Source organism: Crocosphaera watsonii WH 8501 (genome assembly GCF_000167195.1).
Taxonomy (GTDB): domain Bacteria; phylum Cyanobacteriota; class Cyanobacteriia; order Cyanobacteriales; family Microcystaceae; genus Crocosphaera; species Crocosphaera watsonii.
The window spans coordinates 1-9,732 of record NZ_AADV02000163.1 but is presented as its reverse complement, the minus strand read 5'-3'; the positions used below and the strand labels follow the sequence as shown (position 1 = coordinate 9,732).

Sequence of the window (9,732 nt, the reverse complement as noted above, 5' to 3'; positions counted from 1 at the left end):
TCCTAGATTCATATTCTATGATAACCCGAAGCGTTACTGCTCAATTTCTCATGGAACATATTAAAACGTTCAAGACACCTTTTTGGCGTTTCTTTTTGTCAGAAGGCTTTTTTAGTGGGTCTGATGATGGGGGGACTGAACTGTTTTTTGAGTTACGGTTTTTTAGCTTATCTCTCTCTTCTTTCAATTTTTCAATTTCTTGCTGTTGTGTAGAGATTTGTTGTTGTTGCTGGTCAATCAGTCTTTGTTGAAGAGATAACTGTTGTTGTGCCTTGACTAGCCACTCAATCATGAAGACATTGTTCGCCAACTGTTCATCGGCGATAGCTCTAACTAGCTTTGAATCAATGGTAGCATTTGTGGTCATAACCCCCACTATACATAAAAATCCCCGATTTTACCTTTATGTTGTCAAGACAGATTCTTTATTGCGGTGAGCAATTACAGAAAAAATCGAATTTGAATATGAAAGACACGGAACTTTAAGCTTGATTGCGAACTGGGATGTGGCAAGAGGAAAAGTTGTTAGTCCCTCTATTGGACCGACAAGAACAGAACAAGATTTTTCTGAACATATCCAGAGAACGATTAAGATTGATGAAAAAGCAGAATGGATTTTTATTGTAGATCAACTCAACACTCATAAATCGGAAAGCTTAGTCAAATTAGTAGCAGAAAGCTGTGGAATTACTATTGATTTGGGGAGAAAAGGAAAGGAGGGGATTTTGCAATCTATGGACAGCAGAGCAGATTTTTTATCAGATGAATCTCATCGAATTCGCTTTGTTTATATTCCCAAACATACATCGTGGCTTAATCAAATTGAGTGTTGGTTTTCGATCTTAGTCCGGCGTTTACTCAAAAGAATTACTGTCCGTTCAACTGAAGAACTATCCCAAAAAATTCTCAATTTTATTGATTACTTTAATCAACATTTTGCTAAGCCGTTCGTTTGGAAATTTAAGGGCTTTAAAGATCATAAGTGACTGGTGGATTATTTTTGCTAAGCTGCACTAGGTTTAACTTTAACCTTTTTGAGATGTTCTTTAAAAGTCACGGGGTAGAAGTTGAATGGGTCGAAGAATCTCTACCTAAAACCTACGAAGACGAGTTAGTAGAAGATTTAATCTCTATTATGTCTTCGTTCTCAGCAAAAATATATGGCCGTCGCTCTGCACAAAGGAGAAAGCGAGATGCAGCTAGTCGAGAGCATCTAATAAAGAAGACTCATAAGTATTGGAAAGAGTGTGACAATTTAGCTTTTAAAGCTAAGAATCTCTACAACCTTTGTAATTACTACATGAGGCAATCATTTTTTAATACAGGTAAAGTTTTAACAAACAGCAAACTTTATCATGCAGTTTCTTCTTCAGATGCCTATAAATTAATGCCTTCTACAAAGATTGCTTGCTCTCTTATCCGTCAAGTTTGTCAGGTATGGAAAGGTTATTTCCAAGCTCATGAAGACTGGAATATTAATCCTCATAAGTATTTAGGAGAACCTAAAATACCTAAATACAAAGATAAACTAAAAGGACGCTACTCCCTAATTTATAAAGGAAGTGAAGCTATCTATAAGAAGTCACTATCTAAAGGTATCTGTCATCTTTCTCAAAGTAATATCAAGCTTAAAATGTACAAAGCAAAAAAAACTGTACAAGCAAGAATTGTTCCTAAGAAGGACAGCTACCTAGTAGAGATAGTTTATGAAGTAGAAGAACCATTAAACCAAAAACCTAGCAATAATATAGCAGGTATTGATTTGGGTGTTGATAACCTAATAGCTTTGAGTTGTAACGTTCAAGGTGTTAAACCTTTACTTATAAATGGTAAACCTCTTAAATCAATTAACCGTTTGTACAATAAGACTCGTTCTAGAATTCAATCAAAGATAGGTGAAAATAAGTCTAGTAAAAGACTTAATGGGATAACTTTAAAGCGTAATAACCAAGTTGATGATTACCTCCACAAAGCCTCCTCTATCGTAGTCAATTATCTTAAAGCTAACCAAATCACAACGTTAGTAGTAGGAAAGAACGATAACTGGAAACAGAAGGTAAAAATTGGTAAGCGTAATAACCAAAACTTTGTACAAATACCCCACTCTAGACTCATTGAGATGCTTGATTACAAATGCCAACTAGCAGGTATAAATATGGTCACTGTTAACGAAGCATATACTAGCAAGTGTTCAGCTTTAGACTTAGAACCTATATGCAAGCACAATAAGTATCTTGGTCGGCGTATTAAACGAGGATTGTTTAGAACTGCCAATAAAAAAGTCATAAATAGCGACATTAATGGCAGCCTAAACATCATTAGAATGTACTCTCCAGAGACGTTTACTGTCGAGGAGATAGCGAGCTGCGGCGTTCAGCCACTAAAGGTTAACCCTTTAGAAAGAGTTAAGTAGATATGATCACTTGTGTCTATTTTAACTTTAACGCTTTACTATTACAAGACAGGGAGATAATTACATCACTGTCACCCACGATGACCTAGATAAACGTATCAGACTAAAAGGAGGAGTGTATCGTGCATCTTGGCGACTTGGAGAAGAACCTACAACAGAAACTAGAACAGGACAAACACCAAGCAGATCAGATCCGACAGCAGAACTTACAACAATTTCAACAAAACTCGCAGCACATATTCAAAAACGCCGAGAATACAATCAACATCGGTACGGGACAAATCACCAAACAAGTCCTAATTTGGTCGAAATGGGTTGCTTATCTACCAGCAGCGACTTTTCTTCTGACCTTAGTGGGTACCTTAGCCGGCAGTTGGGGGATGAGTCGATATTTAACCAACCAATTTCAACAGATTCAGACCAACAAAGCCACCCTCAACCAACTCAAACAGGAGACTTGGGGCATCGAACTGTATCAAACCAACCAGGGGAAATTTATCATCCTACCCCCCAACAGTCCCCACCAAACCGACTGGAAATGCAAAGGGAAACCCTGTATCAAGCTGTAGATGAAGACGATGACTCCACTAGAGAAAGAACTTTTAGAAACCTTTAAGAACTTTGCTATTCAATACGAGAAGGACAACAAAGAACAACAGGAATTAATCGAGAACTTAGACAAACAACAGACAAAAAGATTGGAGTCTTTAATCAGTCAACAGAACGAATTAATCAACAACTTCTCAGAAACCATCAACTCCTTCAACAACAGAATGAACGACTTATCGAACAGAATAACCGAGCTAGAAAAAGCTTATCAAGACATCATGAACGTCTTAGAAAAATAGAGGAAAAACAAGCACAAGAACTGGATAAGTTTAAAACTGATATTAACCTCGCTGATTACGCTCAAGTTAATGGTTACAGTATAGATAAAAAGAAAACTTCTGTAAATTGTCTTGTGCTTAAAAATACCGAAGGTGATAAAATATTAGTAGGTATTAATCAGTCCGATGGACACTATTTTTACTCATCAGTTAATAATGATAGGGATAGTGGCTCAATCATTGATTTTATTCAGAATAGAAGAACCCTTAATGTAGGGGAAGTCAGAAAAGAACTTAGATCCTGGATAAATGCCCCTTCTAATCCTCCTTATTCTCCTAAACAAGCAACGCCGAAATTAACCCCAAGTAGCCCAGATAGACATAAAATAATTACTCAATTTGAAGCGTTCAAAGCAATCGTAACTCATCCTTATTTAACCCAACGGGGTATTAGTCAACAAACAACTAATGACCCTAGATTTCAAGGCAGAATCTACACTGATAGCCGTAATAATGTTATTTTCCCTCATGCAGACCGTGAGGGGGTTTGTGGCTATGAATTGCGTAATCAGGAGTTTAAGAGCTTTTCTAAGGGTGGTATCAAGGGGCTATGGGCTTCCAATGGTTCACCTGATGATACAACGCTGGTTATCTGTGAAAGTCCCCTGGACTGCTTAAGTTATCATCAATTATTCCCTGATGATACTACCCGTTACTTTGCTACTGGTGGCACTTTATCAGATAAGCAGAAAACCCTACTTAAAGGGGTTTTTGATAAGTTTCATAATAAAGGGGGACATATTATGATTGCCACTGATAAGGATGAAGCTGGTAAGCAAATAGAGCAGGAATTAAGGAATATTTCCCCTGAAACTTCTCAAATTAATCGGATAGTTCCTAGACATCATAAGGATTGGAATGAGACTTTAATGGCTGAAATTCGACGGCAAAGGAAACAGGAACAGAAGCGTAGTCGGGGTAGAGGATTGTCACGTTGAACAAAATCGTTTCGCGCTTCCCCATCAGCCAATCTTTGATGATATCCATTATTAAACCCCTTATCCATTCATAAAATCGCTATTATTTTTAATCCAGTTTGTAAGACGCTCCACTCCTTCATCTTGGTTTTCAACTTTGCTCGCTAACTCCAAAAAGAATCTGGCAGCTTCTTCTTCACTTGCATTTAGCTCATAACCGTTTATTCTTAAAAAAACACTCACTGCGGCTAAGGCAATTCTTTTATTCCCATCGACAAAACAATGGTTCTTAGTAAACCCATATCCATAAGTTGCTGCAAGTTTAAAAATAGAAGGGTTATTCTCATAGCAATATGTATTTTTAGGTTTATTAAGAGTAGATTCGAGCATTCCTTCATTTAGAATCCCAAAAGTCCCACCAGTTCTGCTTATTAGAGCTTCGTAAATGGCTCTAATAGCTTTTTCTGATAGCCATAATGGTTCATCAATTTTCACTTAGCAAGTTCCTTGAAAGCATTTCGATACTGGCGATAAGTGTCCTCAAAAGCTTTCATTGTTTCTTCAAAGTCGGGATCGAAACTAGAAATGTTATATCCATCATGAGACTCAGTAATATAAACAGAATCTCCCTCTTCTACCTTAAGTCGAGATATTACTTCTTTTGGTAGAATAACCCCATAAGAATTCCCAATTTTTCTGAGCTTGAGAGTTGACATAATTAATTCCTGTATTTACTTTTAAGAAAGATCAGCCAAAAGTTATAACATTTGTTGAAACTTACTTAATCATAATAACACAAGAATAATCTCTGTCTACCATTACCCCCTGCATTAACCACCCAAATCTTTTTTTATTGGGATAAATTCCCCGTCCTTGTGTTACGGACGCAGGGCTTCCACTTGGAGAGCTTAAAATTAACTCAATCGTTGAGAGGGCCATAACACCCCATACCGATAAGGGATGATCTCTATCCCACTTTCATCGGCTACGATCAGCCCACACCCCTCACTATGATCCGACCCAATTACCCATAAGGGACCTGGGAATATTTCACGGGAATTATAAATTAGATCCCCATACTTAAATGAACACCAATCATGAAACCCTCGATTCATTGGCAGTTGGAAAAGTTCACCCTCTGGCGTTTGAACATATTGTGGAGGGGCTAGTCTATAAACCTTTTTTTGCTCCTCCTGATCAACCCCTCTCTTCATTGGCAGTTTTAACTCTTTCGGTTCTCTTTCATCAATAAGAGAAGAGATAGGAGACTCAATTTCATCTATTTCGTCCGGGACAGCACTCCCTATTATGTATACCTCTTCAGGCTGTGCTGTCCCCGACTCTAATCTTTGTGTCATCCCTGTTTCAGCTATTTTTGGCAAATTATCCTTTTCTCCTTTAAACGAATTATCTTCTCCTAAAAATTTCCTATCCAGGGACTCCATTATGGCCAACCTATCCGGGTCATTTTCATCTATTTCGTTGGGGACAGCACTACCCTTTATGTATACCTTTTCAGGCTGTGCTGTCCCCGACTCTAACCTTTGTGTAATGCCTGTTTCAGCTAGTTCTGGTGTTTGCTCGGTTTTTAGTCTTAACGAATTATCTTCTCCTAAAAACTTCCTATCCAGGGACTCCATTATGGCCAACCTATCCGGGTCATGGACTAACGCTTTATTAATTGAATAGTATCTAGTGCAGCTTGGCGAAAGTAATCCACCAGATTTTTACAGAAACTTTCGTGACTAGCCACGACAATGTGTTTCAATGAAACTAACGGAAGAATCTCGAAGTTGATGTCCATGATAAAAGCATTGCCAATTAACCTCTCCAACCTACAGAAAACAGTACTCCAACAAATAGTGAGAGGGACAACAAACCCCTATCGCCTTGTTAGACGAGCCAAGCTAATCTTAGCCGCAGCATCAGGAGAGAGCAATAGTTCGATTAGTCGAAGATTAGAATTAGACCGAGTACAAGTGCGTCAGTGGCGATCGCGATGGTTTGAGGAGAGAGAAAAACTGAGTGCCGCCGAAGAACAACAGGTAACGGAGAAAGCATTAATGGTCTTGATCAAAGGAATTTTAAGCGATCGCCCAAGACCTGGAACAACAAAATCCTTTACGGTCGAACAAGTAGTCCAGATTGTAGAGATCGCTTGTGAAGAATGTGAAAAATCAGACAGACCAGTGAGCCATTGGACACCTTCAGAGTTGGCGGATGAAGCCATAAAAAGAGGAATTGTCGAAAAGATTGCCCCCCGTAGTGTGGGGCGTTTTTTAAAAAGAAGCGACATTACAACCACATCTCGTTCGTTACTGGTTAAATGCCAAAATTGATGATCCCTTAAAATTTAAAAAGCAAGTCAAATATATCTGTGAACTTCATCAAGAAGCTAAAACTTTGTTAGAACAAGGAATTCATTTAATTAGTACAGATGAAATGACAGGGATTCAAGCTCTTGAGAGATTATTTCCGAACAAAAGAATCAAGCCTAAACAAGTAGAAAAAATCGAATTTGAATATGAAAGACACGGAACTTTAAGCTTGATTGCGAACTGGGATGTGGCAAGAGGAACAGTTGTTAGTCCCTCCATTGGACCGACAAGAACAGAACAAGATTTTTCTGAACATATCCAGAGAACGATTAAGATTGATGAAAAAGCAGAATGGATTTTTATTGTAGATCAACTCAACACTCATAAATCGGAAAGCTTAGTCAAATTAGTAGCAGAAAGCTGTGGAATTACTATTGATTTGGGGAGAAAAGGAAAGGAGGGGATTTTGCAATCTATGGACAGCAGAGCAGATTTTTTATCAGATGAATCTCATCGAATTCGCTTTGTTTATATTCCCAAACATACATCGTGGCTTAATCAAATTGAGTGTTGGTTTTCGATCTTAGTCAGGCGTTTACTCAAAAGAATTACTGTCCGTTCAACTGAAGAACTATCCCAAAAAATTCTCAATTTTATTGATTACTTTAATCAACATTTTGCTAAGCCGTTCGTTTGGAAATTTAAGGGCTTTAAAGATCATAAGTGACTGGTAGATTATTTTTGCTAAGCTGCACTAGGTCAAGCTATGGCCGAAGTTACGCCTGTGGACAAGTCAGAGCCGACTCCCTTGGATGAAGCAGGAAGTAAAATAGACTCAAGCCGAGTTATCATCAGCCTAAAAACCTGATGGGTAAGTTTGGGTAAGTTTTATATAGCGGTTTATTTACTTTCTAAACGAAATAAAAAGATCATTAATGCAACAACGCCTATCTGTAAAGCAAAGTTAGGAAAAGCGGTTGTTACGTCTTTCCCAGCGGCTAACTGTGCCAAAAATACTAACGCCCCCACAAAACCCGATGCAGCAAAGGCAATGTAGAAAAATTTTCTTAAGCCTTTATAGGGGGCTTTTGCTTCTGCTCTTAGAGCAGCATATTTTTGGGGATCTAGTGGAGTAGGGGACTTTTCAGGGGGCTTATCCATATATCAATTCCGTTGAGAGGAGTGAAAATATGATACATTATTAACGTAACCTGTATCCAGGCCACGTTAGCTCAGTTGGTAGAGCACATCACTCGTAATGATAAGGCCGCGAGTTCAAGTCTCGCACGTGGCTTTATCCTAAAATGTCAGAACCTCGACCCTCGGTTTTACGCCCTGGGATGAAAATTCGACCACCAAAAAACGTGCAGCACTATATAAAAATTAAGAATTATGCTATCTGAGGCTAGTCAAAAATTTAATCAATATTTAATTGAATTCCCTGAATTACAAACACAATTAAAATCAATTAAATCCCCCGTTGATTTAATTAATCTTGCTAAACAAGAAGGGTTTGAATTGACCATTGATAATTTTCAAGAACTGGCTCAATATGCTTTTCATCAATGGTTAATCAAGGTTGCACCGTCTGTTCGTCTTTTCTTTGAGAAAGTACATAATGATCAAGAATTACACCAAAAATTAAATCAATGTACATCGATGAATGATTTAATCAGTTTTGCCAAAGAGTGTAATATTTACATAACATTATTAGAAATGGAGAAAGCTGCCGAAGTCGCCAAATCATTTAAAGTTTTTAGTTTTGAAAAACTCTTTTTTCAAAATTTAAAGGTTCAATCGAAAAATGATGTAGTATAATAATTATTCAGAGAGAAAAGAAGAAAATCATGACAAAAACTCCGAACCTTGAAATATTTAATAATAGCTGGCAAATTTATCAAGAAATTATTAGATTTAATTATATGGAGCATCAGGACATCTATTCTGATCTTAAGAAATATATCACTAAAAATTATCCTGAGCCGTTTTCTTTATTGGAGTTAGGATGTGGTGATGCTTTTTATTCAGCCAAAAGTTTAACAGATACAGCGATTTCTCATTATGTTGGAGTGGATCTTTCACAACCCGCGTTAAATTTAGCTAAGCAAAATCTTAATGGACTCAATTGTTCTGTAGAACTCAAACAAGTTGAAATGTGGGAGTTTTTAGAATGCTATTCATTAAGCTTTGATCTGATCTTAATTTCCTTTGCTCTACATCATTTATCGTCTTCTCAAAAACAGGCACTTTTAAACAAATGTTATCATCATCTCAATGCAGGAGGTGCATTATTATTGATTGATATTTTTTGCCGAGAGCGTGAACCTCGTCCTGAATACTTGAAAAGATATTGTAACTATGTTGGATCCCAATGGCAGAAAATAGAAAGGAGCGATCTTGATCTTGCCCTGGAACATATTACCAGCAGTGACTTCCCTGAGTCTATTGCTACTTTTAGAACATGGGCTGAAATTATCGGCTTCAATCAAGTAGAAGTAATTTATAACGGAACTTTTGAGGCTCACAATGCCATTACTTTTTACCGAAAATAACACGGGAGCATTCTGATAATTAATAATCTTTAAAGGTTCGAGTCCCATAGGTATTGGACTTTGGACAAAAAAAGTTTGTTAGCGTATATTTTACGCTAAACTAAAATCTCAAAATATCGGCTCTGTATCAGTCAATAAAATTGGCTGACAAATAGGGCTAATCTATAGATTCTGAGGAAAACTAAGGAGCTTTTAAGTTTTCAGTTGATTTTTTGCTCCCTTTCTTGATAACATCATGACGAGTTCGTGGGGCTTTTTTGTAACCTTTAATACGTCCGGAAGAAAAACCTCGACGTTTGGGAAATTTGGCGAAAGTCCCCAAGGTCGTAATTATTCTTGAAAAGTCTCTTTGAACTAGACTAGGGGTGATTTTGATGGATTTATTAGTCTTCAAATACTGTTCCCAATCACGGGGTAAAACCACAGCTAATTTTCTGGCAGCCCACAAATTTACATAAGAAAGAAGTGTTAGTTTAAACCAATTTTCTTCATGATGTACATCGGGAGTTAAATAAGATGTCATCAATAATCTTTGTTTACCAAATCGAAAAAGATGTTCCATGTCATAACGTTGTCGATAACACTGATAACAATCAACTAAACTTAACTCATCGCGCCGAGAACCAATAACAATAAGCCACATAG

At 37.4% G+C, this 9,732-nt stretch carries 12 protein-coding genes, 1 tRNA gene and 3 pseudogenes; 10 read left to right on the top strand and 6 right to left on the bottom strand.

The features are described from left to right. Positions 1–76: 76 nt before the first annotated feature. Positions 77–376, bottom strand: a pseudogene (locus CWATDRAFT_RS26900) (IS66 family transposase); the annotation flags it as partial. Between the two features lie 70 nt (positions 377–446). On the opposite strand from CWATDRAFT_RS26900, the pseudogene CWATDRAFT_RS26895 reads away from it, so the two are divergent. The 5 genes and pseudogenes from CWATDRAFT_RS26895 to CWATDRAFT_RS32090 form a co-directional block, all read left to right on the top strand. Continuing rightward, positions 447–986 (top strand): annotated as a pseudogene (locus tag CWATDRAFT_RS26895) (transposase); the annotation flags it as partial. Further along, positions 983–2,413, top strand: a complete 1,431-nt coding sequence (locus CWATDRAFT_RS26890) for an RNA-guided endonuclease TnpB family protein (RefSeq protein WP_198139042.1) — start codon at positions 983–985, stop codon at positions 2,411–2,413. The pseudogene CWATDRAFT_RS26895 and the gene CWATDRAFT_RS26890, both read left to right, overlap by 4 nt. Positions 2,414–2,528: 115 nt before the next feature. Beyond that, entirely contained in the window at positions 2,529–3,029 is a 501-nt protein-coding gene (locus CWATDRAFT_RS32100; RefSeq protein WP_007307954.1) for a hypothetical protein, read from the top strand. Next, positions 2,992–3,261: a hypothetical protein gene (locus CWATDRAFT_RS32095; RefSeq protein ID WP_157134184.1), complete on the top strand. Its 270-nt coding sequence runs from the start codon at positions 2,992–2,994 to the stop codon at positions 3,259–3,261. Before CWATDRAFT_RS32100 ends, CWATDRAFT_RS32095 begins: the two co-directional genes overlap by 38 nt. A gap of 113 nt (positions 3,262–3,374) precedes the next feature. Further along, positions 3,375–4,238: a DUF3991 and toprim domain-containing protein gene (locus CWATDRAFT_RS32090; RefSeq protein WP_007307955.1), complete on the top strand. Its 864-nt coding sequence runs from the start codon at positions 3,375–3,377 to the stop codon at positions 4,236–4,238. A gap of 60 nt (positions 4,239–4,298) precedes the next feature. On the opposite strand, the gene CWATDRAFT_RS26880 is transcribed toward CWATDRAFT_RS32090, so the two are convergent. The 3 genes from CWATDRAFT_RS26880 to CWATDRAFT_RS26870 form a co-directional block, all read right to left on the bottom strand. After that, a complete protein-coding gene (locus CWATDRAFT_RS26880) occupies positions 4,299–4,712 on the bottom strand; it encodes a type II toxin-antitoxin system death-on-curing family toxin (RefSeq protein WP_007307950.1) in 414 nt (137 codons plus the stop codon). Next, positions 4,709–4,933: an AbrB/MazE/SpoVT family DNA-binding domain-containing protein gene (locus CWATDRAFT_RS26875; RefSeq protein ID WP_007313532.1), complete on the bottom strand. Its 225-nt coding sequence runs from the start codon at positions 4,931–4,933 to the stop codon at positions 4,709–4,711. Before CWATDRAFT_RS26875 ends, CWATDRAFT_RS26880 begins: the two co-directional genes overlap by 4 nt. Positions 4,934–5,131: 198 nt before the next feature. Next, positions 5,132–5,857, bottom strand: a complete 726-nt coding sequence (locus CWATDRAFT_RS26870) for a hypothetical protein (RefSeq protein WP_007307949.1) — start codon at positions 5,855–5,857, stop codon at positions 5,132–5,134. Positions 5,858–5,974: 117 nt separating this feature from the next. Here CWATDRAFT_RS26870 and CWATDRAFT_RS26865 point away from each other — a divergent pair, with 117 nt between their 5' ends. Both CWATDRAFT_RS26865 and CWATDRAFT_RS26860 read left to right on the top strand, forming a co-directional pair. Continuing rightward, complete coding sequence (locus CWATDRAFT_RS26865; RefSeq protein WP_007307956.1) at positions 5,975–6,556, top strand: helix-turn-helix domain-containing protein; 582 nt, start codon at positions 5,975–5,977, stop codon at positions 6,554–6,556. Positions 6,557–6,620: 64 nt separating this feature from the next. After that, positions 6,621–7,262 carry a transposase gene (locus CWATDRAFT_RS26860; protein ID WP_007307957.1) on the top strand — a complete coding sequence of 214 codons (642 nt, stop codon included), beginning with the start codon at positions 6,621–6,623 and terminating at the stop codon, positions 7,260–7,262. Between the two features lie 173 nt (positions 7,263–7,435). Here the strand turns inward: CWATDRAFT_RS26860 and CWATDRAFT_RS26855 are convergent, their stop codons facing one another. Beyond that, entirely contained in the window at positions 7,436–7,696 is a 261-nt protein-coding gene (locus tag CWATDRAFT_RS26855) for a DUF3493 domain-containing protein (RefSeq protein WP_007307948.1), read from the bottom strand. 60 nt (positions 7,697–7,756) lie between these two features. Here CWATDRAFT_RS26855 and CWATDRAFT_RS26850 point away from each other — a divergent pair. The 3 genes from CWATDRAFT_RS26850 to CWATDRAFT_RS26840 all read left to right on the top strand — a co-directional run bounded on the left by CWATDRAFT_RS26850 (position 7,757) and on the right by CWATDRAFT_RS26840 (position 9,087). Then, positions 7,757–7,829: transfer RNA gene (locus tag CWATDRAFT_RS26850), tRNA-Thr, on the top strand. 98 nt (positions 7,830–7,927) lie between these two features. After that, positions 7,928–8,353 carry a Nif11 family protein gene (locus CWATDRAFT_RS26845; RefSeq protein WP_007307958.1) on the top strand — a complete coding sequence of 142 codons (426 nt, stop codon included), beginning with the start codon at positions 7,928–7,930 and terminating at the stop codon, positions 8,351–8,353. A 29-nt stretch (positions 8,354–8,382) separates the two neighbouring features. Continuing rightward, complete coding sequence (locus tag CWATDRAFT_RS26840; RefSeq protein WP_007307959.1) at positions 8,383–9,087, top strand: class I SAM-dependent methyltransferase; 705 nt, start codon at positions 8,383–8,385, stop codon at positions 9,085–9,087. Between the two features lie 181 nt (positions 9,088–9,268). On the opposite strand, the pseudogene CWATDRAFT_RS26835 reads toward CWATDRAFT_RS26840, so the two are convergent. Further along, positions 9,269–9,732: pseudogene (locus CWATDRAFT_RS26835) on the bottom strand (NF041680 family putative transposase); the annotation flags it as partial.

Bases quoted from the DNA above. Each gene is read 5' to 3' on its own strand.
- CWATDRAFT_RS26865 (WP_007307956.1), top strand. From the start codon at position 5,975: ATGTGTTTCAATGAAACTAACGGAAGAATCTCGAAGTTGATGTCCATG.
- CWATDRAFT_RS26875 (WP_007313532.1), bottom strand. From the start codon at position 4,933: ATGTCAACTCTCAAGCTCAGAAAAATTGGGAATTCTTATGGGGTTATT.
- CWATDRAFT_RS26840 (WP_007307959.1), top strand. From the start codon at position 8,383: ATGACAAAAACTCCGAACCTTGAAATATTTAATAATAGCTGGCAAATT.
- CWATDRAFT_RS32095 (WP_157134184.1), top strand. From the start codon at position 2,992: ATGACTCCACTAGAGAAAGAACTTTTAGAAACCTTTAAGAACTTTGCT.
- CWATDRAFT_RS26855 (WP_007307948.1), bottom strand. From the start codon at position 7,696: ATGGATAAGCCCCCTGAAAAGTCCCCTACTCCACTAGATCCCCAAAAA.
- CWATDRAFT_RS26870 (WP_007307949.1), bottom strand. From the start codon at position 5,857: ATGGAGTCCCTGGATAGGAAGTTTTTAGGAGAAGATAATTCGTTAAGA.
- CWATDRAFT_RS26845 (WP_007307958.1), top strand. From the start codon at position 7,928: ATGCTATCTGAGGCTAGTCAAAAATTTAATCAATATTTAATTGAATTC.